Below are 24,515 nucleotides of genomic sequence, written 5' to 3'. Positions count from 1 at the left end.
CTACTAAAATGGTTGGTGTAATATAGGTTCCCGGAGAAATAGAACGTAAACCAATTTTTCCTGAAAAAGGAGCTTTTACGGCAGTTTTTGCAATTTGAGCTCTAATCAATTGCGATTGAGCCTTCGTAGAAGCATAATCAGCATTTGCAACATCAAATTCTTCCTGACTAATCGCTTCTTTTTGAAGTAATAATTTAGCTCTTCTTTCATTTTCGCCAGCCAGACCTTCTTTAGTAATGGCTTGTCTTAATTGTGCTTTTAATTCAATATCATTTACCTTAAAAAGCACCTGTCCTTTAGTTACATTAGTTCCTTCGGTAAAATAAATTCCCTCAACAATACCGGAAACTTCACTATGAATTTCTATTTGCTCATTAGCTTCGATTGATCCGGATAAAGAAAGGTTATTGTCAAAAGTTGCTGTTTTAACAATAATTCCGGAAACGGTAGTAGGTTTATCTTTATCGCCAAATTTTTTAGATTCATCGTTTTTGCTTTTATTGGATACTATTCTGTAGGCTATAAATCCTCCAATGCCAATAATCAATAAGGCGTAAATAAGGTTTTTTACTTTCATAAAATTGAGGTAAATGTTTTTTGGGTATGTATTTTAGTAAGGCTGCAAATTTAACTTTTTGAAATGAAATCAAAAGATGTTAAGCTTTATTTAACACATGGATACTATTAATTTTAAACGTCTTTTAACAGTTAGTTTTTCTAACTTTTTGTAATTGGACATGAGTTTTGTGAAAAGGTTTAATATGCTTTTAAATTATTTTAGATTATTATCCAAATTTCTAATATAAGATACTAATTATACTTATTTGTAAGTTTTTGCTCAGGTATTTTTACGTAATAACAATTATTTATTTAGGTTATTTCTTACTTGAAAGAATTTACTGTAATTTGTCCGATTTTTTTTGCAGTTTATCGATTTTATTCGTAACATTGATATGCTTAAACAAAATGATAATTTTTTTGTGAGAATAGTAATGTTTTTGGTGGTTAAGCGTTAAAATGTGTAGGTATTTTATTTGATTTTAAGTTAAAATTATTTTGTATTAAAATAATTTAGTTAACAATTGTTTAAACATTTTTTGTAAAACCCCAAATACTCCCTTTTATGCTAAGAAAATTACTTGTTGGCTTATGGATGTTATTATTGTGTGCTTCGATATCAGTTTTATTTTGGCAAAACGAATTTAAGTACAGTTTACCTACACCAATTCCTTTAAATTATCATGAGATAGCTATGGGAAGTAAAATTGATTTAAAATGTTGTGTAACCGATAGCAGACCAATTTTTATTCATTTTTTTAATCCGGATTGTCCATGTTCCCGCTTTAACATTCCTCATGTAAGCGAATTGATTAAAAAATACGGAGATCAGATAAACTTTAAAATTGTAGTGCTCAACAAGCAAAAGAGCTTTACAATTGAGGAAATTCAGAAGAAGTTTGATGCCAAAATTCCTGTTTACTTTGATCAGAATATTGCTAAAAACTGTGGGGTTTTCTCGACACCTCAGGCGGTACTTCTTGATGCATCTCAAAATTTATATTACCGCGGAAATTATAATAAAACAAGATATTGCACAAATGCAGACAGTAATTATGCGCAAATGGCAATAGATTCTTTATTAAAACAAAATCATTCCCCTTCATTTGATGCTTTAGCTCTTAGAGCTTACGGATGTTCATTACCAAAATGCACTAAATAAATCTATTACTTAACCTAATTTCTTTAATTTATGAAAACAAAAGCCAGTTTGAATGAACGCGATTATCTGCACAATTTTATGTCGACCATGACACAAAAATCAGATATAATTATTAATTATGTACTTGCCGTATATTTCCTGCTCGGGATTGCTTTATCCTTTAAATACGATACATTCGAAATTGGCGTAGGAGTGGGGACCCTCAATATACTTTTGTATTATTCGGCGAAGTTTTTTATCAAAAATTCTAATTTTTATCAATACGTTTTATCAGTTGTTTTAGCCGTATTTATGGCGCAGTACATTTATCAGATGCACGGATTGTTTGAAATGCATTTTACTGTTTTTATCGCCAGTACAATTTTAATTATTTACCAAAACTGGAAACTTCAGATTCCGTTAACTCTTTTGGTAGTCCTGCATCACGGCGCTTTGGCGTATATGCAGAATTTTGTTTACAGTGATCCAAAGGGTTTGCAATTGTATTTTTCACAGGTAAATTTTGACTTGGAAACATTTATTATTCACGTTGTTTTAGCAGCGGTTGTTTTTTTTATGAACGGATATTGGGCGTATTATTTTAAAGAACACAGCCAGAATCATATTTCGAAAATTTCTGACGAATATGAATTGGAAAACATCAAACTGGCATCGGCAAAATACAGTTCAATGTCAGCAACTAAAGATTATAATGATTTTATTCACAGAACAACACTTGATTTAAAATTGCCAGTAAACTCGGTTTTAAAGCTTATTGATGCTTCAAAAGGACATACAGATAATGATCAGCTTTTGAGTTATCTGGAAATGATGCGGGAAAGTGCTAAAAAAATTGACGATCTCGTAAATGATATTCACGTAAAATCAACTCACAGCAGAGGTCAAGGTTAATTAAAAACGGATCAGAGTTTTAAACTAACCTTATAATATTACTTATAAGCCCCTAATTTATACGCAAAAGAAATTGCATATTTAATTTAAAATACAAATTTATGGATACCAGAATTAATCGCCCAACTCCATCTGACAGAGAAGTTGATTGGAATAAAACTAAAGTATTATTAAGCAAAACAGATACAAAAGGAACTATTTTATATGCAAATGAAGCTTTTATTGATGTATCAGGATATGATGAGCATGAGTTAATAGGTCAGCCTCATAACGTTATACGTCATCCTGATATGCCAAAAGTGATTTTCAAATTCTTGTGGGACAGCATAAAATCCAGCGAAAATATTCATGTTGTTATAAAAAACATGTCAAAAACCGGAAGGTTTTATTGGGTTATTACCGATTTTAAAATCATTGCTGATGGCGATGAAATTGCTGGTTATTTTGGAACCAGAAAATCTGTTCCTGAAGAAGTTATTGTCAAATTTATTGAGCGATTGTACAAAAAACTGCTTCATATTGAAGAAGTAAGCGGTCTTGGAGCATCTGAAGATTATTTAATCGGTTTTCTGGAAGAGCGCAAAAAGACGTATATGGAATACATTGATCACCTGATTGCTACAGGAAAAGATGATAAAAATAAAATTAGCAAAGGACTTTTTAGCGGTCTTTTTGACAAGAAAACGCCACCCAAAAAATAGCAGATTTTAACTCTATGCTTCATTGTATAAGTAACCAAAGATTCAAACTGAAATTTGTCCCCCAACAAATCTAAATCACCTGATAAGTAATTGAATTTTGATGTGTTTTTGCAGTGGAGCTTTTTTATAAAAAGGGGCAAAGGGTCAAAGGATCAAAGTTGCAAAGGTTTTAGTATAATTTCTTAAACTCCTGTTCAAAATCCTTCGACTTCGGTCAGGATGACAATTGGGACTAAATTTAGATTTTATTAATTGTAATTTTTTAAGTTTCTACGTATTTAAGATATCTCTTAAACGCAAGTTATCAAAATCTCTGAACCTCTGAACCTTTGCATCTTTGAACCTTCTTCAACTTATATAATTCCAAATATTCTTTCTCTTTGTCAATTCCAGGAAAACAGCTTTTAGAATTGCGTGTTCCGGTTTTTGGAGCGGTCCGTCTTCTTTTAGGATTTTCATGGCGTAGTTTCGGGCGAGACTTAAAATATCCCTGTCGCGCACGATATCAGCAATTTGAAGGTTTAAAACACCACTTTGTTGCGTTCCCATTAAATCACCCGGACCACGAAGTTTAAGATCTACTTCGGCAATTTCGAAACCGTCATTAGTTGCCACCATTGTTTCCATTCGGGTTTTACTGTCGGCACTTAATTTGTGGCTCGTCATTAAAATGCAATAGCTTTGTTCAGCGCCACGACCAACGCGTCCGCGTAATTGGTGTAATTGCGAAAGTCCAAAACGTTCAGCACTTTCAATAATCATAACACTCGCATTGGGTACGTTTACACCAACTTCAATTACCGTTGTCGCCACCATAATATTGGTTTTACCTTCAGAAAACCGTTTCATTTCAGCATCTTTATCCGCAGGTTTCATTTTTCCGTGCAAGATCGAAATCGAATATTGAGGCAACGGAAAATCACGTGAAATACTTTCGTAACCATCCATTAAATCCTTATAATCCATTTTTTCTGATTCCTGAATCAACGGATAAACAATGTAAATTTGTCTTCCCAACGCAATTTCATCCCTTAAAAATTTCCAGACTTTCAACCGATTACTATCAAATCTATGAACGGTTTGAATAGGTTTTCGACCCGGAGGCAATTCATCAATTACCGAAATATCTAAATCTCCGTACAAACTCATCGCTAAAGTTCTGGGAATAGGAGTAGCGGTCATGACTAAAACATGTGGCGGAATTTCATTTTTTTTCCACAATTTAGATCTTTGTTCCACTCCAAAACGGTGTTGCTCATCAATTACCGCCAATCCTAAATTCTGAAATTTTACTTTGTCCTCTAATAAAGCATGCGTGCCTATTAAAATATGCAGACTTCCGTTTTCGAGTTCTTCGTGAATGATTCTTCGGGTAGCAATTTTACTAGAACCCGTTAATATTTTTATGTTGATGTTGAGCGTTTCAGCCAATTCTGATAATCCAATAAAATGCTGATTCGCTAAAATTTCTGTCGGCGCCATTAAACACGCCTGAAAACCGTTATCAAGTGCCAGAAGCATACTCAAAAAAGCAACAATAGTTTTTCCGGAACCCACATCGCCTTGCAGTAATCGGTTCATTTGGGCATTACTTCCCATATCTGCACGGATTTCTTTTACCACTCTTTTTTGAGCGTTTGTCAATTGAAAAGGCAAATGATTCTGATAAAAATCATTGAAAAATTCACCCACTTTTGTAAACGGATGTCCTTTTATTTTATGTTTCCTGATCAGGTTTTTAGTAATTAATTGCAATTGGATAAAAAACAATTCTTCAAATTTTAATCGAAATTGGGCTTTCGCCAAAGCATCTGGACTTTTAGGAAAATGTATGTTGAATAAAGCCGCTCTTTTTGAGATAAGTTTTAATTCTTCGATTAGATAAGCAGGAAAAGTTTCTGTAAATAAAGCCTGAGTTTCAACAAACAATTGTTCCATCATTTTATTAATGGTTCTGTTTGAAATTCCTCTGTTCGTCAAAGTTTCGGTCGAAGGATAAACGGGTTGCATCGCTGAACGAAGGCTTCTTTCATGCTCGCTAAACAACTCAATTTCAGGATGCGCCATACTAAACTGACTTCCGTAAAGGGAACATTTCCCGAAGATTACACAAACTTCATTCAGTTTTAAACTCTCCCGAATCCATTTATGTCCCTGAAACCAATTCAGGTCAATTTGTCCCGTATCATCTACAAAAGTAGCCACCAAACGCTTTTTGTTTTTAGCAAATTCGACCGTTTTTATATTGATGATTTTACCAATAATCTGAACTTCTGAACCTGTATTTTGAAGTTCGTTAATTTTATAATATCGCGTTCTGTCAATGTATCTATTCGGAAAAAAATTAACTAAATCCCCGTATTTATGAATTCCCAATTCCTTACGAAGCAACTGGCCACGACTGGGACCAACGCCTTTTAAGTATTCAATTGGGGTTTCCAGAAGATTATTCGACATTTTTTTTAGACTGGCTTAGATTTTTATTTTTTAGTTTAGAAGAAAGATATTAGGAGCAAGAGAAAGAATTATATGTGCCTATTTTTCTTTCTTCTTACACTTTTTTCTTTCTCAAGCGAAGATAGATTTTAATTCACAATTTTGAAAGTGTAATGTATTTTCAAAATCAAATTAATTTGTTCTTTTAGATTAATTTACAGAAGTTTTTTTTAAAATAATGTAAGTTATTACTGAATTTTAAAATATTTATTTATAGTTTTATATTATTAAATCACAACTAAAGCAACCATCTAACAAAACGACAATCTTATAAGTATATTAACTTTAAAACGAAAACAAATGAAAAAAATGGCAATTGTACTTATTCTTACGTTAAGTCTTATTTCTTGTTCAAATACTGATAAAGCAAAAGGATCAGCTGTATCTCATTATTATGGAAAGTGGACTTTAGTTAAAATTTCAGGCAATAAAATCAATGCTGAAACAACAGGATCTAAAATGGATTGGCAGGAAAATTATGTTTTTAATACTGATGGCACTTTTGTAAAGACCAGAGTAACAGATAAGATAACGACAACTTCCAGTGGAACATTTATAATTGAAAAAAAAGGTAATACAATCGGTTTTGCGTTAACACACAAAGAGAGCAGCACAATCATAGGGAATTGCATGGGAGATTTATCCGAATTTCTTTCTATTAATGAAGATAATTTATTGCAAAGTTCCTGGCAAATGTGTGATGGTCCTGGATTGCTATATAAAAAATCATAATAAAAAAGCTGTAAGTTTGCAGATATAAAAAGAGTTAGATTTTAAATTATTAATGACTCTTTACTTTATCTTAAATTTTTGAAATGACAACACACTTAGCACTCTTACGCGGAATTAATGTTTCTGGTCACAATATGATGAAAATGGACGCTTTGAAAACAATGTTGGAAAATATTGGTTTTCAAAACGTTAGAACTTATTTGCAATCTGGAAATGTTTTTGTTGATACTGAAGAAGATAGCGTTTCTAAAGTAGGATTTATGATCAAACAGGAAATTTTTAAAGTTTTTGGCCATGAAGTTCCTGTCGTTGTTATTACCAAAGATGATCTTGAATTGTGTTTTAAGAATAGTCCGTTCCTAAAAGAAAAAGATTTAGATACAAAAAAATTGTACGTGGCTTTTGTTTCTGTAGCTTTAAAAAGCGAAAACATAAACGATCTTAAAATCAGTCAGTTCAAACCTGATGAAGCCAGCATTGACGGAAACAGGATTTTTATTAAATACGCCGTTGGAGCTGGAAAAACAAGATTTGATCAAAAATATATCGAGAAAAAACTAAATGTAACAGCAACAATTAGAAACTGGAATACGGTTACTAATTTGCTTGCAATGTTTTCTGAAAATAATTAGATTTGAAAACGGGATAATTAGAAAATCATTTTAATCATGGAAATCTGTAGCAAATTATCTAATTAAGAAATTTTCTAATTTTCTCAATCTCTTAGCCATTTTTGCATTATCGGGAATGCTTCTTTGCCTTCTTTAAGGGCGCGTTCTTCGCTAAAACATAATCCGATCCATTCCAGAAATGGCAGACCAATGTAATTTTTATCATTAAAATTTGAAATATACCAATCCGAAGAATCCTTGTAACCATCAGGATGAAATACGAAATCTAGCGGTAATTTTAAATAATTGGATGCAGCGAAAGACCATAAAATAGCGCCAATTTCCTCACCTTGAGTTGGCCAGTCCGGTGCTATTTCCTTTGTTTCAACCAGTTTTCTTTCAGCAGAAGTTGTAACCGCTAAATGTCCCGCTTCATGTAAAATATCTCCGGGATATAATAATTTATTGTAGTCGATATAAATGCAATCCGGACCCAAACTTAATCCGGGCAAAAAAGTGTTATCTAATTCTTTTTCAATCACATCAATTCCAGTTTCGTTGAGAAAAAGTAAAACCTTTTTTATTTCTAAACTACTTTCTTTTACAGGCATATCTAAAATATTTTAAGTTTAAAATTAAATTATTTATAATCCGTAGTTATCAATATTCTTTTCAGAAAAATTGTATCAGCGTTATGAATGTTTCCTTTTCTGTTTCCGCCACCAAACGGGTTGAATAATTGGATAGACTTTTTTTCGTAATTCTCTTTATAAATTTCCTCATTTACCAGTATTGGCGGCGCTTCATAACCAATAAAAGTAAACTGAGAATAACGTTGTTCTTTTAATTGAAAATAACCATTTGTGTCCGTTAGATTTTCTCCAACTTTACAATTTGCAATGGGTTGACGCGTAATTGAATCATAAATATAACCAATAATTTGTGGACGTTTGCATCTGCCCACCAAACAACTTTGACACGATAATGCAATGCAAATGAATAAAAAAAGTATAGATAATTTCTTAAAATTTAATTGTCTCATTTTCTTAAATTAAATCACAATACCAAAATCCAAAATCAAAAGCGTCACTTGAACTTGTATCACATGCCGTATTTGAAGAATCTTGTGTTTCTGGTTTTTCATATTTTCTATAAACGATTTCTCCAATTTCGAAATTTATAGGTTCAGTGAAAATTGGTCCATCAAAGGTAAAAGTATGAAATTCGCCGTTTTCTCCGCAAACATCAACGTTTTCAGGTAAATCATTAATAAAATTCTGATCGATAATTCGGCCCACAAAACTTTTATCAAGATAACGTTCGTTAACACAAACCACAATTGTTTTAAAACCCAGCGAAATAAATTCCTGAATTAAATCGAATGTCGGAATCTTCCAAAGCGGAAAAACGCCTTCAAAACCAATTTTTGCCAATTGATCTTCGCGATATTTACGCAGATCTTCCAGAAAAATATCACCGAAAACAGAATGTGTAATACCTTGATTTTTTAATTCGGTCAAAGTACCAGTCATTACATTTTCATAGACTTCCATGGTTGGCATTTCAGGAATTTGCATGATTTTTAAAGGTAAACCAATGCTTTTTGCCTGTGCTTGAAGTAATTTAACACGAACGCCATGCATAGAAATACGCTGGAATTGTTGATTTACACTCGTTAATAAATATTCGATTTTAAAATCAGGATTTTGCAATGTTTTATATAATGCCAAAGCAGAATCTTTTCCGCTGCTCCAGTTGAATAATGCTTTTTTGGGTGTCGACACGTTGTTATAATTTTCTCTTGTAAACTTACAAATTTGAATCGGTTTGTTGGTGAAACCTTTGTAACTTTGGACTTCTTACACGCCGAAAAATGACATTATTTAAAGATAAATTTAAAATTGATTCTAAAAGATTGAAAAACTGGGATTATGCCGGTGAAGCTGTTTATTTTATTACAATGGTTACTAAAAATCGAGAATGCATTTTTGGATCTGTTTTAGATGATAAAATGATTTTAAATGAGAATGGCCAAATTGTGGAAAATGAATTATTGAAATATATTAAAATTCGTAAAAATTGGTTTTTCTATAATTGGATTGTGATGCCAAATCATATTCATTTATTGATTGAAATTCAGGAACCGCGAATAATAGACGCAAAAAATAGACATTTGCATATCGTAGAGGCCCACAGCAGTGCGTCTCCGTCCAGCATATCGACAAAAATTGTCGCCAAAAATAATGAAATACCTGATGTGCAAATCTTTGGCGAGACGCGCTGCTGTGCGCCTCTACGGAATCGCCAGGAGAATAATTTTGATGAAAATTTTGGGCAAAATCGGGATCACAATTTCAATCAAAATCATAAAAATGATCAAAATCAATTGGAATCTCAATTATCCCGAAAACCCAATTCAATTTCATCATTTGTTGCTTTATTCAAATCGGTGACAACCAGACAAATCAACGGATCGGTTTCAATTTGGCAACCCAATTATCACGATCATATTGTTCGCAATTACAAAAGATTTGAAACAATTTATAATTATATAAAAACCAACCCAAGTTCTTGGGAAACGGATTCTATGAAACTCTAATTTTCAATGAAATACATCTTTTTATTCATCACCACTTTCGCTTTTGCACAACAAACTCAGTTTGTCGATTTTAAATCGGTTAACGGACAATTGAAATTAAATGCAGCCGAAAAGTCCGTTTCCGGAATTGTCGATTATCAATTTGAGGTTTTAAAACCCGTTGATACTATAAAAATCGATGCCAAAAACATGGAATTTACTCATGTTCAAATTGATAATAAAGATGTTATTTATATTAATACGGGCAAAGAATTAAAAATAATTGGCAATTTCGAAAAAGGGCAAAATCATTTGACTTTTGAATATTTGGTTAAACCGAAACAAGCATTATATTTTGTTGCCATAGAAAATTCTGAATTTCAAATCTGGACGCAAGGACAAGGCAGATATACGAGTAATTGGTTTCCGAGTTTCGATGATGTAAATGAAAAGGTAATTTTTAGTCTCGGAATTACTTATAATAAAGATTATCAGGTAGTTTCTAACGGAATTTTAAAGGAAAAGAAACCCCAAGCAGATTTAATTCATTGGCAATATCAAATGGAAAACCCAATGAGTTCGTATTTATTAATGCTGGCAATTGGAAAATATGATAAAAAAGAATTCAAGGCAAAATCTAAAATTCCGCTAGAATATTATCTGGAAAATAAAGATGCCAATCGTTTTGAACCCACTTACAGATATTCAAAACGTATTTTTGATTTTCTGGAAAAAGAAATAGGAGTGAAGTATCCGTGGGAAATCTACAGGGAAATTCCGGTTCGTGATTTTTTATATGCCGGAATGGAAAATACCACAACTACGCTTTTCGCAACACGTTATGTAGTTGATTCAATAGGTTTTACAGATCGAAATTATACAAATGTTGACGCACATGAATTGGCGCATCATTGGTTTGGTGATTTAATTACGGCTGAAAGCAGCACGCATCACTGGCTTCAGGAAGGTTTTGCAACTTATTATGCAGCTTTGGCAGAAAGAGAAATCTACGGAGACGATTTTTTTTATTCGAAGTTATATGAGACGGCGCAACAAATAAAATTTGCTTCCAGAACAGATACAATTCCGGTCTTGAATGCCAAAGCAAGTTCGTTGACTTTTTATGAAAAAGGTGCCTGGGCTTTGTTTGTTTTGCATGAATCTATTGGCGATAAAGCCTTTAAAAAAGCGATTAAAAGTTATTTAAAAAAATATGCCTATCAAAACGTGAACACGCAAAACTTTTTTGATGAAATTAAAAAAGTATCTGATTTTGATTTGGTTCAATTCCAAAAAACATGGCTGGAATCTACTACTTTTGATACGCCAACAGCAAATGCTTTATTGAGTAAAAACAAAGCAATCCAGGTTCGTTTAGAAGTTGATAAGTTAAAGAAAACTCATCTTGCGGAAAAGGAAGATTTTTTAAGAAAAACATTAGAATCTAATGTTTATGAAACTGTAAAAGAAGCGATTGTAAATCAATTAGAAACTGAAAAATACGAAGCTAAAAAAGAACTTTTACAAATAGCTTTACAAACTAATAATATTCAGGTTCGACAAGCTGTTGCCGTTTCGATGTCTAAAATACCGGAAAATTTTAGAACAAGTTATGAAACGTTATTAAATGACAAATCCTATCAGACTCAGGAAATTGCATTGTATTATTTGTGGAAAAACTTTCCTGATCGCCGTAAAGAATATCTTGATAAATCTAAAAACTGGATTGGTTTTAATGATTTTAATCTTCGCACTTTATGGCTTTCTTTAGCATTGTCAACTCAAAATTATAGTGATAATCCCGAAGTATTAGTGTCAGAATTAATTGACTTTTCTTCAACTAAATATGAAGCCACCACCAGACAAAATGCACTTGAAAAACTAATTGCTTTTAAAATTATTAACGATCAGGTTCTCAGTAATTTAGTTGGTGCAACAACGCATCATATGTGGCAATTTTCAAAATTCGGCAGAGATACAATCCGACTTTTATTAAAAAATTCTGATTTGCGTGCGTCGTTTAATAGAATTTTACCTAATTTGACACCCGATGAACAGTTTCAATTGAATCGTTTGTTGGCTGAGAAAAGTTAGAAGCGAGAGAATAGGGGCAAGATTGAAGAATCAAGATTAGAGGCGAGATTATAGATCTAAGAGAATAAGGAATATAGATTTTAGTCTATTCTCTTTATTCTTGACTCTCTTTTCTCCTGAAAAAATCCAAAAACAAAACCTACATTATATTTATGAGAGCATTGGTTATTTCTGGTGGAGGAAGTAAGGGCGCGTTTGCCGGTGGCGTAGCGCAATATTTAATAGAAGAGAAAAATCACGAATATGATTTGTTTTTGGGAACTTCTACAGGAAGCTTACTTATTCCGCATTTGGCACTTGGTCATATCAAAAAAATTCATTCCGTTTACACCAATGTTACCATGAGTGGAATCTTTAATATTTGCCCGTTTGTGGTGAAAGTTAAAGATGGAATCGATATTGTTACTATTAATCACTTTAATGTTTTACGTCAGTTTTTTAAAGGAAAAAGGACATTTGGCGAAAGCAAAGGTTTGCGTAAATACATTAAATCAAACTTTTCAATATCTGATTTTAATAATCTCAAAAAACTTAAAAGTGATGTTGTGGTTACGGTTACTAATTTCACTAAAAATGAATCTGAGTATAAATCGGTTAAAGATTGTACTTATGAGGAATTTTGTGACTGGTCTTGGATTTCAAGTAATTATGTTCCGTTTATGAGTTTGGTAGAGAAAGATAATTGCGAATACGGAGATGGTGGATTTTCAAGTTTAGTGCCTATTCGTGAAGCTATTAATCGCGGTGCAACAGAAATTGACGTGATTATTCTTGAAACCGAAGTTAATATGACAAAAACGGTTATTGGTAAAAATCCGTTTTCCCTAATGATAGATTTGTTCCGAATTGCTTTAGATCAGGTTGAAAAACATGATATTGCTATAGGAAAACTTATGGCAAACAGCAAAGATGTGAAACTTAACTTATATTACACTCCAACAAGATTAACCGATAATGCACTTATTTTTAATAAAGAAGTCATGAAAGAATGGTGGAAACAAGGTTATGAATACGCTCAAAATAAGTCTGAGGTTATGAGTGATAATAAGTCATTTTAGATTGTTGATTTTAGATTTTAGATTGTTGTATGGAATTTATAGATTATTCTTTTACCCAATCTAAAATCTAAATTTTAAATAAAATCTACCACAGTTCAGCAACCTCATTCTTGATATATCCCAAAGCAGCATTACTTGGAGATTGTTTCTCTAATAAATCATTCAAAATTCTCTCTCTTAATTTATCTGCGCTGTCAACACGATCGCTCATGGCAGCTTTACGGATGATTTGGATAGTTGAGTTTTTTGCTGTTGTAATTATTGTCCAACATTCATCAGACATATAAATTTGCTGCGTTAAATTGTGTTCGAATTCTTGTTCGATCTGGTCAATTACAAAGTTTTCATAATCGTGTTTTCCGTGTGAAATTGGCACAATTCTAATTAGTAATTTTGTCAAATTAATACGCTCTAAATACAAAGTCATTCGCTCGTAAGCTTGTAAGCGTATTGGTAAAGATTCTTTATGAGCTTCTTTGTTCAATAAAAAATTACGTTTTTTATCGTTGTTTTTTATATGCAATTCAAAAAAACTGTAAGCCACAAATCCGGTAACAATGGCTGGTAAAGTATAACTGGCTAATTCTATAATTCTTGTAAAATCCATTTGGTTCAATTTTTCAACAAAAATATACTTTTTGATGAGAAATCCACTTTAAATTTTATTGTAATAAAGAAAATTGAAGTCTACTTTTGTCCATAACTTTTAAAACTGTCTGAAACACAATCATAATGGAAACATATATCATCGTTTTACTTTGCCTGGCTGCTTTTGCGGCAGGATTTATTGATGCAATTGTTGGCGGTGGCGGATTAATTCAGACTCCAATGGGATTAATATTGTTGCCTAATCTGCCAGTTTCTACTGTTGTAGGATCTTTGAAAATCCCTGCATTTACAGGAACGGCGTTTGCCGCTTTTCAATACATGAAAAAAGTAGTAATTCAGTGGAAGTTGCTTTTGATAATGATGTGTCTAGCTGTTCCATCGGCATTTTTGGGTTCTACTTTATTGACAATGGTGAGTAATGATTTTATGAAACCGCTTTTACTTGTAGTTTTGTCTTTATTGTTTGTATATACGTATGCAAAGAAAAATTTTGGACAACAGGTTGCCAAAGATCATTCGGCTGCAACACAAATTATGTATGCAGTTGTTATTAGTATAATAGTGGGGTTTTACGATGGTTTTATAGGTCCTGGAACCGGAAGTTTTTTTGTGGTTGCATTTATTGCGCTTTTAGGTTTTGATTTTTTACATGCTTCGGCAAATGCTAAAATGGTAAATCTGGCAACGAATTTTGGTTCTATTTGTCTGTTTATGATAAAAGGAAAAATAATTTGGTCAATTGCAATTCCTATGGCATTAAGCAATGGACTTGGCGGATGGATTGGTGCAAAACTGGCAATTAATAAAGGAAATGGCTTTATTAGGATTTTCTTTTTGGTTGTGGTAATTGGTACGCTAATTCGGTTTGCTTATGATGTATTTTTTAAGAATTAAAGATGCTGAGATTCTAAGGTTCTGAATTTGCTAAATTTTTTTTAGTTCTGATTGTTAATTAATTCAGATTATCAAAAAATAAGTTATCTTTGTATTATATTATACAATTAAAAGTATCATAAAATGATAGAAGTAGTTGAGAATTACGAAAAATACATTGCTGATTTACCTGAATTAATAAACAAGTCATATTATAAGGCTGAGTTTTTTATGCAAAAATTAGGCTTAAAACATGCAACATACTACAGAAAATTAAAATTGAAAAATTTTACTCACCAAGAAGTAAAGTTAATAACAACTTTATTGTTTCCTGAAGAAATATTAATTCAGGAATTTCAAAAAAGTGAGGACGATATAAAAGCAGGAAGAACAATTGATTACTCAGAATTTAAAGAGAAACTAAGAGCTAAGTATAACATCCAAATCTAAAGGTTTTCTTTTATTGTCCCAAAACACAATAATATAAATTACCTGTATTTCAATTTTGTAAAACAAATAGACATGATTTGATATTAAAAACTTCCTGTAGGAAGTTTTTTTATGCCTTGAACCGATTTGATTATTTTGTTGAATTAAATTTAAAATTATAATTGTCTTTGTAGAAAACGAAGCTGCTTTAGTTTGAGAATATTTATAAGTAATATCAAAATAAGTTTTTTCGGCATTCTCTGTGAATATTATTTTCATTTCATTTTATTAATTGTAAATATAGAATTAAATAATAAAAATGAAGTATTTTTCTTTCAAAATTACCAATAAAAATAATTGTTTCTTTCTAGCCCCGATAGAGGCGATATCCTCGAAGTGGAACGGAGAGATAAAGCCGAAAGCGGGAACTATGTTTCTTGAAATGCCAATTGTTTGTGCTTTAAAAAAAATAAATTTCAGCTAATTATGAATTTTAGTTCTGATAGCTTTGAGATAATAGCTTAGATAAAATGCCAATTGTTTGGGCTTAAAAAAAAGAAAAAGTTAGGGACTCACAACCTTAGTAACTTAGTAGTTATTTCAATCAATAATTCTTATTTTTGCATAAAAAGGAGAAAAATTTCATGCAAAAATATATTGACCAGCTGAACGAAGCACAACGAGAACCCGTTTTACAAAAAGATGGGCCAATGATTATTATTGCTGGTGCAGGTTCTGGAAAAACTCGTGTTTTGACTATTAGAATTGCTTATTTAATGGCTCAGGGCGTTGATGCATTCAGCATTTTGTCGCTTACTTTTACGAATAAAGCGGCTCGTGAAATGAAGCACAGGATTTCGGATATTGTAGGAGCTACAGAAGCAAAAAATCTCTGGATGGGAACTTTTCACTCGATTTTTGCCCGTATTCTTCGTGCGGAATCAGATCATTTGGGGTATCCGTCTAATTTTACTATTTATGATTCACAGGATTCTGCGAGATTGATTTCTTCCATTATTAAGGAAATGCAGCTAGATCGTGATATCTACAAACCAAAACAGATTTTAGGTCGAATTTCAACTTATAAAAACAGCTTGATTACGGTTAAGGCTTATTTTAATAATCCTGAATTGGTAGAGGCTGATGCAATGGCGAAAAGACCTCGTTTGGGTGAAATTTATCAGCAATATGTAGAACGTTGTTTCAAAGCCGGAGCAATGGATTTTGATGATTTATTGTTGAAAACCAATGAATTACTTACTCGTTTTCCGGAAGTATTGTCTAAATATCAAAACCGTTTTCGTTATATATTAGTTGATGAGTACCAGGATACAAATCACTCTCAGTATTTGATTGTTAGGGCTTTATCTGATAAATTTCAAAATATTTGTGTAGTTGGCGATGATGCGCAGAGTATTTATGCTTTCCGTGGAGCAAATATTAATAATATCCTGAATTTTCAGAAGGATTATGAAGGTGTGAAAATGTTTCGACTGGAGCAAAATTACCGTTCAACCCGAAATATTGTTGAAGCGGCAAATACAATTATTGATCATAATAAAACTAAATTGGATAAAATTGTTTGGACTGCAAATGATTTTGGAGCCAAAATAAAAATACACCGCAGTTTAACGGATGCTGAAGAAGGTCGTTTTGTGGCGAGTACCATTTTTGAGCAAAAAATGATGAATCAGTTGCATAACGGTTCGTTTGCGATTTTGTATCGTACTAATGCACAATCTCGTGCGATGGAGGACGCATTGAGAAAACGAGATATTCCGTATAGAATTTATGGCGGATTATCATTTTACCAACGTAAGGAAATTAAGGATGTTTTGTGTTATTTACGTTTGGTGATTAATCCGAAAGATGAGGAAGCGTTGGTTCGTGTAATCAATTATCCTGCTCGTGGAATTGGAGATACAACTGTTGAGAAACTTACCATTGCAGCGAATCACTATAAACGTTCGATTTGGGAAGTGATGGTAAATATTGACAAAATTGACTTGAAATTAAACACAGGAACGAAGAATAAAATAAATGATTTTGTGACGATGATTCAGAGTTTTCAGGTGATCGATCAAAATCAGGATGCTTTTTATATTACTGATTATGTTGCGAAGAAAACTGGTTTAGTTCAGGAACTTAAAAAAGATGCTACTCCGGAAGGAATGGCTAAAATTCAAAATATTGAAGAACTTTTAAACGGTTTAAAGGATTTTACTGAAGGGCAAAAAGAAATTGACGGTGCAAGAGGAGCATTATCTGAATTTATGGAGGATGTAGCGCTTGCAACTGATTTAGATAAAGATACATCAGATGAAGATCGTGTTGCTTTGATGACAATTCACCTTGCAAAAGGGCTTGAATTTCCGCATGTTTTTGTGGTGGGAATGGAGGAAGATTTGTTTCCGAGTGCGATGAGTATGAGCACCAGAAGTGAATTAGAGGAGGAACGTCGTTTATTTTATGTAGCTTTAACTCGTGCAGAACATCAGGCATATTTAACTTATGCACAATCTCGATATCGCTGGGGGAAATTGACTGATAGTGAACCATCGCGTTTTATTGAAGAAATAGACGGACAATATTTAGAATATTTAACTCCTGCGGAAAGTAATTACCGTTATAAATCTCAAATTGATGGAGATATCTTTGGAGATGTTGATAAATCAAAATTGCGTTTAGCAAAACCGATTGGTTCAACTCCGCCAAAATACATTACTGAAAGCGAACCAAAATCAGATCTAAATATTCGGAAATTAAAACCGGTTGGAGGTGTAAATCCTAATAATGCTGCTCCTAATTTATTTGATAATTCTTTAACAATTGGAAATGTAGTAATGCATGAACGTTTTGGGAAAGGCGAAGTGGTAAATATGGAAGGTGTTGGTGCTGATAAAAAAGCTGAGATTAAGTTTGAAGTTGGAGGCATCAAGAAATTGTTGCTAAGATTTGCTAAATTAGATGTGGTAGGGTAAGAGAAGAATATAGAAAAAAGATGATAGAAAATAGATTTTTAAAAAGTCAATTTTTTATCACCAAATTTAATTTTCGACCTTCATATTTTTAATGATTTTTCAAGAGAATAAGTATCTTTTTAGTTTAAGATTAAATCTATTCAATTGGAATGTTGTTATTACTTTAAAAAAAATAAAAAGGAATAAAGATTAGTCTTTATTCTATAATCTAACGTCTTTATTCTAAAAAAATGGCCGAGTTCATAAAAATATATCCCGATAAACCTAATGAAGCTGCAATTGCCAAAGTGGTAAAAGTGCTTCAAAACGGAGGTTTAGTAATTTATCCAACTGATACCGTTTATGGTTTGGGTTGCGATATTACAAATTCACGCGCTTTAGAAAAAATTGCAAAAATAAAAGGAGTTAAACTTGAAAAAGCAAACTTTTCATTTATCTGTCATGATTTGAGTAACCTTTCAGATTATGTTCGTCAGATTGATACGGCGACTTTCAAGATTTTAAAAAGGGCATTACCAGGTCCGTACACTTTTATTTTGCCGGGAAATAATAATTTGCCAAAAGAGTTTAAAAAGAAAACAACTGTTGGTATTCGTGTTCCGGATAATAATATTGCATTAGAAATAGTTAGAAAATTAGGAAATCCTATTGTTTCAACCTCTATACGTGATGAAGATGATGTAATTGAGTACACCACAGATCCGGAATTAATTTTTGAAAAGTGGCAAAATATCGTTGATCTTGTTATTGACGGAGGTTATGGAGATAACGTGGGTTCGACAATTATAGATTTATCTGATTATGAGCCGGTTGTTATCAGAGAAGGAAAAGGAGATTTGAATATTTTGTAATTTCATAAGTTGTGTAAAATTACTGTATGGTGTTTTTGTAAAAAAAAACTGAAATTGCATAATTATTTGAAATAAATAATTAACTTTAGTACTAGTTAAAATTTAGTTAGTTAATTTAAAGATAATGCTATTCTTGATTTATATTTAATTGGTTATTAAAAAAATTAGGAATACATAAAAGCAGGTCAATTGACCTGCTTTTTCTGTATAATAAAGTTTTAAACTTTAAATTATTTTTGTTGTTTTTTCATTTCTTTTTCAATCATATCATAGAATTGATCGATTTTAGGCATAACCACGATACGAGTTCTTCTGTTACGAGCTTTGTTCTCTGGAGTATCATTAGCAACTAATGGTACATATGAACTTCTACCAGCAGCAATTAATTTTGCAGGGTTAACACCAAGGTCATTTGTTAAAACACGTACAATTGATGTAGAACGTTTAACACTTAAATCCCAGTTGTCTAACAAAACACCATTACTTTTGTAAGGAACGTTATCTGTGTGACCTTCTACCATACATTCAAAATCTGGCTTGTCGTTTACTACTTTTGCAACTTTAGCTAAAACACCTTTTGCAGCATCAGTTACATCATAGCTACCGCTTTTAAATAATAATTTGTCTGCAATAGAGATAAATACAACACCTTTTTCTACGTTAATTTCTATATCCGGATCATTGATTCCAACAGCACCTTTTAAACTAGTAACTAACGCTAATGTTACGCTGTCTTTTTTAGTTAATGCATCTTGAAGTCTTGATATTTTTAAATCTTTTTCTTTTAAACTTTCTAAAGATTTTTCAAGGTTTTCAGCTCCTTTAGTTGTTAATACAGTTAAATCTTTAGAGCTATTTATTAAGTCTTGATTGTGTTCTTTATAACTGCTTGCTGTCGCTGCTAATCCTGCTTTTTCCTCTAAACAAGAGTTTAATTTTACTGTGCAGGAGTTTAATAAATCTTGGATTTCTTTATTCTTAGCTTCTAAAGCTGCGTATTCCTTTTTCGATACACACGAAGTTAAGGCCATTAATACTGATAGTGCGATTACTATTTTTCTCATAGGGTATTTATTTAATTAAACGTTGATTACAAATTTAGTTCTTAATATTTTGATTACTGTTAAAGATTTCTTTAAAAACCAGCAATTTCTTTATGTAATACAAGTAAACGATACTTTTTACGGTATAGTATTGCTGTATCTGAAAATCTTTACGTTGTCGTAAGTATTTTAAAGATATACAATAAAATGAAAAATGGGCGTGTAAAATAGCAAAAGTATGCTTAAATTTTCCTTGTGTAAGAAAACGGATACCGGCGATTCCGTCCAGAATCATTCTGAAGAAAATGACAAAAAACATCCTTTTTTTAGGTAAGTTTTTGACAAGCATTAATAGTGAATTTCTAAAATTCAGATATGTTTTCTTAGGATTTCCCTGTTGTAAAGTTGCTCCTCCAACATGGTAAACAGTTGATCCTGAATTGTATTTTATAATATGTCCTTCATTTGCAGCACGCCAGCACAAATCAATTTCTTCCTGATGAGCAAAAAAAGTTTCATCAAATCCTCCTAATTCATGATATACTTCACTTCTTATAAAAAAGCAAGCTCCTGAAGCCCAGAATAATTCACAATTATCATTGTATTGACCATTGTCTTTTTCGACAGTATCAAAAATACGTCCGCGACAAAAAGGAAAACCAAATTTGTCTATAAATCCTCCCGCACCGCCGGCATATTCAAAGTATTCCTTGTTTTTAAAATCAAGAATTTTAGGCTGGATTATAGCGGTTTGTTTTTCATTATCGAAAGTTTCAATAATTGGATTCAGCCAATTTTCTGTTACTTCAATATCTGAATTTACTAAAGCATAAATTTCAGCATCGATATGTTGCAAAGCATCATTATAACCTTTTGCAAATCCATGATTGCCGCTATTTACAACTATTTTTATGGTGGGGAAATTTTGCCTTATAAAATCTATAGAATTATCTGTTGATGCATTATCGGCAACATATATTTGGGCTCCTTCTGAAAACTGTACAACAGACGGTAAAAATTGCTCTAACAATTTTACTCCATTCCAATTTAAAATGACAACAGCAATTTTATCCAAAAGTAATTTTATTTTAATATTATTTTATTCGTTATAATCTGGCAAATTTTTCAAAAACTGATACTTTTCGTTTTCAAAATCCATCTGACAATAAAAATGATTCAGACCGTTGGTCACATTCAAAAACCGTGCCTTCATTGTCATGTTATAACGGGCAATCTGATCAAAAGTTGCTTGTGAAATTTTCACACCAGGCGCTTTACATTCTACTAATATATGTATAGAACCATCGGGATTAAAGACTACAATATCATATCTTTTTCGTAATCCGTTGACTGTTAAAACTTTTTCAACATTAATTAATGATTTAGGGTATTTTTTTTCATCTATTAAATAATGAACCACATGCTGGCGAACCCATTCTTCTGGAGTAAGAATGATAAATTTTTTCCTGATTTCATCAAAAATAGACACTTTATTTTCGCTATTTTTGAATCGGAAAGTATAAAGAGGAAAATTTAGTTTTAACATAAGGCAAAAATATAAAATAGTTTGAGGTTTCAAAGTTTAAAGTTTCAAGTTATTGAAACGAAAACCTAAAACCTGAAACTTGAAATAAAAATATTGAATGGACGAAGTTGTAAAAATTGTTAATGATATTAAGGCAGGAAATATAAAACCAATTTATTTTTTAATGGGCGAGGAGCCTTATTACATTGATAAATTATCAGAATATATTGAGCAGAATGTACTTTCAGAAGAAGAAAAAGGATTCAATCAAACGGTATTATATGGTAGAGATGTATCTGTAGAAGATATTGTTTCAACGGCCAAACGTTATCCTATGATGTCTGATCGTCAAGTTGTTATTGTGAAAGAAGCACAGGATTTATCACGAACAATTGATAAATTAGAATCCTATGTAAATAACCCAATGGAAACTACAGTTCTTGTTTTTTGCTATAAATACAAAACACTCGATAAACGTAAAAAAGTAACCAAATTACTGGCACAAAAAGGTGTTGTCTATGAAAGTAAAAAGCTATATGAAAATCAGGTTGGTGATTGGATAAAACGTGTACTTGCGGGAAAAAAATACACTATTGATCCAAAAGCAAATGCTATGTTGGTGGAATTTTTAGGTACAGATTTAAGTAAGATTAATAACGAACTTGAAAAATTACAGATTATTTTGCCACAAGGAACCGTAATAACGCCACAACACATCGAAGAAAATATAGGCTTTAGTAAGGATTATAATGTATTCGAACTTCGAAAAGCAATTGGCGAACGCAATCAGCTTAAAGCTTATAAAATAGCAGAAAATTTTGCTCATAATCCCAAAGAATATCCGTTAGTAATGACAACCGGATTGGTTTTTGGATTCTTTATTCAGCTTTTAAAATACCACGGACTTAAGGACAAAAATCCTAAAAATGTGGCAGCAGTTATTGGTGTGAATCCTTATTTTTTAAAGGAATATGATTTAGCAATAAAAAATTACCCAATGCGAAAAGTCAGTCAGATCATAGGAGCTTTACGTGATGTAGATCTTAAAAGTAAAGGAGTAGGAGCCAATGCATTACCGCAGTCAGATTTATTAAAAGAAATGCTGTACAAAATATTTAATTAAGCCGTGAAAATTCACGATATTTGCATCTCTAAAAAAATTACTACTTAAAAATAATAATTGCACAATTATGGGAATGAATAAAAATACCGTTTTAGGATGGGCTACTTTTATAATGGTACTTATGGGATTGTTACTTATAGGTCTTGGCGCTTTTAGATACAGTGAAGTATCAGGCTGGGGATTTGTAGCAGTAGGCGTTGGTTTTTTAGCAAATGCATGGGTTTTTAATGCTTTAAAAGGCAGAGTTTAATCAAAATTCAATGTCAACGGCAAATATCAATTGCAATACAAATCAATTGGAATACAAACAAAAAATAAAATTAAATTAAAAATAAATCGAATGTCAGACGATAAGAAAGTAATTTTCTCAATGCAGAAATTGAGTAAAACCTATCCGGGAGCAGACAAGCCAGTACTTAAAAATATTTACTTGAGCTTCTTTTATGGTGCTAAAATTGGTATTCTTGGACTTAACGGTTCAGGAAAATCTTCTTTGTTAAAGATTATTGCAGGAGTTGATAAAAATTATCAGGGCGATGTTGTTTTTCAACCTGGATATACTGTAGGTTATTTAGAGCAAGAACCAATTCTTGATGATTCTAAAACTGTAATCGAAATTGTTCGTGAAGGAGCTGCTGAAACTATGGCAGTTTTAGAAGAATACAATCAGATTAATGATTTATTTGGTCTTCCTGAAAATTACGAGGATCAGGACAAAATGGATAAATTGATGGACCGTCAGGCGGCATTACAAGACAAAATTGATGCTCTTGGCGCTTGGGAAATCGATACAAAATTAGAAATTGCAATGGATGCATTGCGTACACCGGAAGGTGATACGCCTATCAAAAACCTTTCAGGAGGTGAGCGTCGCCGTGTAGCTTTATGTCGTTTGTTATTGCAACAACCAGATGTATTGCTTCTGGATGAGCCTACCAATCACCTTGATGCTGAGTCTGTTCTTTGGTTAGAGCAACATTTAGCACAATATGCAGGAACTGTTATTGCGGTAACGCACGATAGATATTTCCTTGATAATGTGGCAGGTTGGATTTTAGAGCTTGACAGAGGAGAAGGTATTCCATGGAAAGGGAATTATTCTTCTTGGTTAGACCAAAAATCAACCCGTATGGCACAAGAAGAAAAAGTAGCTTCAAAACGCAGAAAAACTTTAGAACGTGAGCTGGACTGGGTTCGTCAGGGGGCAAAAGGTCGTCAGACAAAACAAAAAGCACGTTTACAGAATTACGATAAATTATTGAATGAAGACCAAAAACAATTGGATGAAAACTTGGAAATCTATATTCCAAATGGTCCACGTTTAGGAACAAATGTTATCGAAGCTAAAAATGTTGCCAAAGCTTTTGGAGATAAATTATTATACGATAATTTAAATTTCACTTTGCCACAAGCGGGAATCGTTGGGATTATCGGACCAAATGGTGCGGGTAAATCAACCATTTTCAGAATGATTATGGGAGAGGAAAAGACAGATAGTGGAGAATTTTCAGTTGGTGAAACTGTAAAAATCGCTTATGTAGATCAATCACACTCTAACATTGATCCAAATAAATCTATTTGGGAAAATTTTGCCGATGGTCAGGAATTAGTAATGATGGGTGGAAAACAAGTTAATTCAAGAGCTTATTTATCACGTTTCAACTTTGGTGGAGGCGAGCAAAACAAGAAAGTATCAATGTTGTCTGGTGGAGAGCGTAATCGTTTACACTTAGCAATGACATTGAAAGAAGAAGGAAACGTACTTTTGCTGGATGAGCCAACGAATGATTTAGATGTAAACACACTTCGTGCACTTGAAGAAGGTTTAGAGAATTTTGCAGGTTGTGCCGTAATTATTTCGCACGACAGATGGTTCTTAGACAGAATTTGTACGCACATTCTAGCTTTTGAAGGAGATTCTGAAGTTTATTATTTCGAAGGAGGTTTCTCTGAATATGAAGAAAACAAAAAGAAACGTTTAGGTGGTGATTTAACTCCAAAACGTCTGAAATACAGAAAGTTAATTAGATAAATAATTAAATTTCCAAATTTTTAAAATCCCAAATTCCAAATTGTAATAGATTTGAATTTGGGATTTTTATTTTATCACTTAAGGTAACGTCATTTATGTCATCCTGAAGAACGAAGAATCTCCGTAATTGTCGAGCTAGTCTGTGTCAAAATAAAAAAATGTTTTTTA

Annotated in this window: 24 protein-coding genes; 15 read left to right on the top strand and 9 right to left on the bottom strand. The window is 32.3% G+C overall.

What is annotated here, in order from left to right; all coding sequences use genetic code 11:
- Positions 1–577 (bottom strand): efflux RND transporter periplasmic adaptor subunit (locus ACHZDT_RS11025; protein WP_394774682.1); only part of this gene is annotated, 577 nt, incomplete at its 3' end.
- 546 nt (positions 578–1,123) lie between these two features.
- On the opposite strand from ACHZDT_RS11025, the gene ACHZDT_RS11020 reads away from it, so the two are divergent.
- From ACHZDT_RS11020 to ACHZDT_RS11010, 3 genes are all read left to right on the top strand, one after another.
- Positions 1,124–1,720 carry a TlpA family protein disulfide reductase gene (locus ACHZDT_RS11020; RefSeq protein ID WP_394774681.1) on the top strand — a complete coding sequence of 199 codons (597 nt, stop codon included), beginning with the start codon at positions 1,124–1,126 and terminating at the stop codon, positions 1,718–1,720.
- A 30-nt stretch (positions 1,721–1,750) separates the two neighbouring features.
- A complete protein-coding gene (locus ACHZDT_RS11015; RefSeq protein ID WP_394774680.1) occupies positions 1,751–2,611 on the top strand; it encodes a hypothetical protein in 861 nt (286 codons plus the stop codon).
- Between the two features lie 101 nt (positions 2,612–2,712).
- On the top strand, positions 2,713–3,312 hold the full coding sequence (locus ACHZDT_RS11010) for a PAS domain-containing protein (protein WP_394774679.1): 600 nt from the start codon (positions 2,713–2,715) through the stop codon (positions 3,310–3,312).
- Between the two features lie 348 nt (positions 3,313–3,660).
- On the opposite strand, the gene recG is transcribed toward ACHZDT_RS11010, so the two are convergent.
- Positions 3,661–5,769 carry an ATP-dependent DNA helicase RecG gene (gene recG / locus ACHZDT_RS11005; RefSeq protein ID WP_394774678.1) on the bottom strand — a complete coding sequence of 703 codons (2,109 nt, stop codon included), beginning with the start codon at positions 5,767–5,769 and terminating at the stop codon, positions 3,661–3,663.
- A gap of 339 nt (positions 5,770–6,108) precedes the next feature.
- Between recG and ACHZDT_RS11000 the strand changes: the two genes are divergently transcribed.
- Complete coding sequence (locus ACHZDT_RS11000) at positions 6,109–6,540, top strand: hypothetical protein (protein ID WP_394774677.1); 432 nt, start codon at positions 6,109–6,111, stop codon at positions 6,538–6,540.
- Between the two features lie 83 nt (positions 6,541–6,623).
- A complete protein-coding gene (locus ACHZDT_RS10995) occupies positions 6,624–7,172 on the top strand; it encodes a DUF1697 domain-containing protein (protein ID WP_394774676.1) in 549 nt (182 codons plus the stop codon).
- A gap of 83 nt (positions 7,173–7,255) precedes the next feature.
- On the opposite strand, the gene ACHZDT_RS10990 is transcribed toward ACHZDT_RS10995, so the two are convergent.
- The 3 genes from ACHZDT_RS10990 to ACHZDT_RS10980 are packed head-to-tail and all read right to left on the bottom strand — an operon-like array spanning position 7,256 to position 8,935.
- Complete coding sequence (locus ACHZDT_RS10990) at positions 7,256–7,762, bottom strand: hypothetical protein (protein WP_394774675.1); 507 nt, start codon at positions 7,760–7,762, stop codon at positions 7,256–7,258.
- 29 nt (positions 7,763–7,791) lie between these two features.
- Positions 7,792–8,193, bottom strand: a complete 402-nt coding sequence (locus ACHZDT_RS10985) for a hypothetical protein (protein WP_394774674.1) — start codon at positions 8,191–8,193, stop codon at positions 7,792–7,794.
- Positions 8,194–8,197: 4 nt separating this feature from the next.
- On the bottom strand, positions 8,198–8,935 hold the full coding sequence (locus ACHZDT_RS10980) for a diphthine--ammonia ligase (protein ID WP_394774673.1): 738 nt from the start codon (positions 8,933–8,935) through the stop codon (positions 8,198–8,200).
- 89 nt (positions 8,936–9,024) lie between these two features.
- Here ACHZDT_RS10980 and ACHZDT_RS10975 point away from each other — a divergent pair, with 89 nt between their 5' ends.
- The 3 genes from ACHZDT_RS10975 to ACHZDT_RS10965 all read left to right on the top strand — a co-directional run bounded on the left by ACHZDT_RS10975 (position 9,025) and on the right by ACHZDT_RS10965 (position 12,881).
- Positions 9,025–9,750 (top strand): transposase, encoded by a 726-nt coding sequence (locus ACHZDT_RS10975; RefSeq protein WP_394774672.1) that lies wholly within the window; start codon positions 9,025–9,027, stop codon positions 9,748–9,750.
- Positions 9,751–9,756: 6 nt separating this feature from the next.
- Positions 9,757–11,823, top strand: coding sequence for a M1 family metallopeptidase (locus ACHZDT_RS10970; RefSeq protein WP_394774671.1), 2,067 nt, complete (start codon positions 9,757–9,759; stop codon positions 11,821–11,823).
- Positions 11,824–11,975: 152 nt separating this feature from the next.
- Complete coding sequence (locus tag ACHZDT_RS10965; RefSeq protein ID WP_394774670.1) at positions 11,976–12,881, top strand: patatin family protein; 906 nt, start codon at positions 11,976–11,978, stop codon at positions 12,879–12,881.
- An 85-nt stretch (positions 12,882–12,966) separates the two neighbouring features.
- Here the strand turns inward: ACHZDT_RS10965 and ACHZDT_RS10960 are convergent, their stop codons facing one another.
- Positions 12,967–13,488: a hypothetical protein gene (locus tag ACHZDT_RS10960; RefSeq protein WP_394774669.1), complete on the bottom strand. Its 522-nt coding sequence runs from the start codon at positions 13,486–13,488 to the stop codon at positions 12,967–12,969.
- 125 nt (positions 13,489–13,613) lie between these two features.
- Here ACHZDT_RS10960 and ACHZDT_RS10955 point away from each other — a divergent pair, with 125 nt between their 5' ends.
- The 4 genes from ACHZDT_RS10955 (at position 13,614) to ACHZDT_RS10940 (ending at position 18,624) form a co-directional block, all read left to right on the top strand.
- Complete coding sequence (locus ACHZDT_RS10955; protein ID WP_394774668.1) at positions 13,614–14,384, top strand: sulfite exporter TauE/SafE family protein; 771 nt, start codon at positions 13,614–13,616, stop codon at positions 14,382–14,384.
- 123 nt (positions 14,385–14,507) lie between these two features.
- The gene (locus ACHZDT_RS10950) at positions 14,508–14,813 is read left to right on the top strand and encodes a hypothetical protein (protein WP_394774667.1); all 306 of its coding nucleotides are present in this window, start codon (positions 14,508–14,510) and stop codon (positions 14,811–14,813) included.
- 623 nt (positions 14,814–15,436) lie between these two features.
- Complete coding sequence (locus ACHZDT_RS10945) at positions 15,437–17,773, top strand: ATP-dependent helicase (RefSeq protein ID WP_394774666.1); 2,337 nt, start codon at positions 15,437–15,439, stop codon at positions 17,771–17,773.
- Between the two features lie 230 nt (positions 17,774–18,003).
- A complete protein-coding gene (locus tag ACHZDT_RS10940; RefSeq protein WP_213296732.1) occupies positions 18,004–18,624 on the top strand; it encodes an L-threonylcarbamoyladenylate synthase in 621 nt (206 codons plus the stop codon).
- 230 nt (positions 18,625–18,854) lie between these two features.
- Here ACHZDT_RS10940 and ACHZDT_RS10935 read toward each other — a convergent pair whose 3' ends face one another.
- From ACHZDT_RS10935 to ACHZDT_RS10925, 3 genes are read right to left on the bottom strand one after another with little or no spacing between them, the layout of a single operon-like run.
- Complete coding sequence (locus ACHZDT_RS10935; protein WP_394774665.1) at positions 18,855–19,688, bottom strand: flagellar motor protein MotB; 834 nt, start codon at positions 19,686–19,688, stop codon at positions 18,855–18,857.
- Positions 19,689–19,722: 34 nt separating this feature from the next.
- The gene (locus ACHZDT_RS10930) at positions 19,723–20,742 is read right to left on the bottom strand and encodes a glycosyltransferase family 2 protein (protein WP_394774664.1); all 1,020 of its coding nucleotides are present in this window, start codon (positions 20,740–20,742) and stop codon (positions 19,723–19,725) included.
- A gap of 24 nt (positions 20,743–20,766) precedes the next feature.
- The gene (locus ACHZDT_RS10925) at positions 20,767–21,213 is read right to left on the bottom strand and encodes a type I restriction enzyme HsdR N-terminal domain-containing protein (RefSeq protein ID WP_394774684.1); all 447 of its coding nucleotides are present in this window, start codon (positions 21,211–21,213) and stop codon (positions 20,767–20,769) included.
- Between the two features lie 97 nt (positions 21,214–21,310).
- On the opposite strand from ACHZDT_RS10925, the gene holA reads away from it, so the two are divergent.
- The 3 genes from holA to ettA all read left to right on the top strand — a co-directional run bounded on the left by holA (position 21,311) and on the right by ettA (position 24,347).
- Complete coding sequence (gene holA, locus ACHZDT_RS10920) at positions 21,311–22,315, top strand: DNA polymerase III subunit delta (RefSeq protein ID WP_394774663.1); 1,005 nt, start codon at positions 21,311–21,313, stop codon at positions 22,313–22,315.
- Positions 22,316–22,388: 73 nt separating this feature from the next.
- Complete coding sequence (locus ACHZDT_RS10915) at positions 22,389–22,565, top strand: CAL67264 family membrane protein (RefSeq protein WP_394774662.1); 177 nt, start codon at positions 22,389–22,391, stop codon at positions 22,563–22,565.
- Positions 22,566–22,655: 90 nt separating this feature from the next.
- Positions 22,656–24,347, top strand: a complete 1,692-nt coding sequence (gene ettA / locus ACHZDT_RS10910) for an energy-dependent translational throttle protein EttA (protein WP_394774661.1) — start codon at positions 22,656–22,658, stop codon at positions 24,345–24,347.
- The last annotated feature ends 168 nt before the right edge of the window (positions 24,348–24,515 follow it).

Source organism: Flavobacterium sp., assembly GCF_043722275.1.
Classification (GTDB): Bacteria; Bacteroidota; Bacteroidia; order Flavobacteriales; family Flavobacteriaceae; genus Flavobacterium.
This window is presented reverse-complemented; position numbering and strand designations above follow the sequence as displayed.

Excerpts from the sequence above, each read along its gene's own strand:
- ACHZDT_RS10960 (WP_394774669.1), bottom strand. The coding sequence starts at position 13,488 with ATGGATTTTACAAGAATTATAGAATTAGCCAGTTATACTTTACCAGCC.
- ACHZDT_RS10990 (WP_394774675.1), bottom strand. The coding sequence starts at position 7,762 with ATGCCTGTAAAAGAAAGTAGTTTAGAAATAAAAAAGGTTTTACTTTTT.
- ettA (WP_394774661.1), top strand. The coding sequence starts at position 22,656 with ATGTCAGACGATAAGAAAGTAATTTTCTCAATGCAGAAATTGAGTAAA.
- ACHZDT_RS10950 (WP_394774667.1), top strand. The coding sequence starts at position 14,508 with ATGATAGAAGTAGTTGAGAATTACGAAAAATACATTGCTGATTTACCT.
- ACHZDT_RS11000 (WP_394774677.1), top strand. The coding sequence starts at position 6,109 with ATGAAAAAAATGGCAATTGTACTTATTCTTACGTTAAGTCTTATTTCT.
- ACHZDT_RS10915 (WP_394774662.1), top strand. The coding sequence starts at position 22,389 with ATGAATAAAAATACCGTTTTAGGATGGGCTACTTTTATAATGGTACTT.
- ACHZDT_RS10955 (WP_394774668.1), top strand. The coding sequence starts at position 13,614 with ATGGAAACATATATCATCGTTTTACTTTGCCTGGCTGCTTTTGCGGCA.
- ACHZDT_RS10995 (WP_394774676.1), top strand. The coding sequence starts at position 6,624 with ATGACAACACACTTAGCACTCTTACGCGGAATTAATGTTTCTGGTCAC.
- ACHZDT_RS10965 (WP_394774670.1), top strand. The coding sequence starts at position 11,976 with ATGAGAGCATTGGTTATTTCTGGTGGAGGAAGTAAGGGCGCGTTTGCC.
- ACHZDT_RS10940 (WP_213296732.1), top strand. The coding sequence starts at position 18,004 with ATGGCCGAGTTCATAAAAATATATCCCGATAAACCTAATGAAGCTGCA.
- ACHZDT_RS10985 (WP_394774674.1), bottom strand. The coding sequence starts at position 8,193 with ATGAGACAATTAAATTTTAAGAAATTATCTATACTTTTTTTATTCATT.
- ACHZDT_RS10935 (WP_394774665.1), bottom strand. The coding sequence starts at position 19,688 with ATGAGAAAAATAGTAATCGCACTATCAGTATTAATGGCCTTAACTTCG.
- ACHZDT_RS10945 (WP_394774666.1), top strand. The coding sequence starts at position 15,437 with ATGCAAAAATATATTGACCAGCTGAACGAAGCACAACGAGAACCCGTT.
- ACHZDT_RS10975 (WP_394774672.1), top strand. The coding sequence starts at position 9,025 with ATGACATTATTTAAAGATAAATTTAAAATTGATTCTAAAAGATTGAAA.
- ACHZDT_RS11020 (WP_394774681.1), top strand. The coding sequence starts at position 1,124 with ATGCTAAGAAAATTACTTGTTGGCTTATGGATGTTATTATTGTGTGCT.
- ACHZDT_RS10925 (WP_394774684.1), bottom strand. The coding sequence starts at position 21,213 with ATGTTAAAACTAAATTTTCCTCTTTATACTTTCCGATTCAAAAATAGC.
- ACHZDT_RS11015 (WP_394774680.1), top strand. The coding sequence starts at position 1,751 with ATGAAAACAAAAGCCAGTTTGAATGAACGCGATTATCTGCACAATTTT.
- holA (WP_394774663.1), top strand. The coding sequence starts at position 21,311 with ATGGACGAAGTTGTAAAAATTGTTAATGATATTAAGGCAGGAAATATA.
- recG (WP_394774678.1), bottom strand. The coding sequence starts at position 5,769 with ATGTCGAATAATCTTCTGGAAACCCCAATTGAATACTTAAAAGGCGTT.
- ACHZDT_RS10970 (WP_394774671.1), top strand. The coding sequence starts at position 9,757 with ATGAAATACATCTTTTTATTCATCACCACTTTCGCTTTTGCACAACAA.
- ACHZDT_RS11010 (WP_394774679.1), top strand. The coding sequence starts at position 2,713 with ATGGATACCAGAATTAATCGCCCAACTCCATCTGACAGAGAAGTTGAT.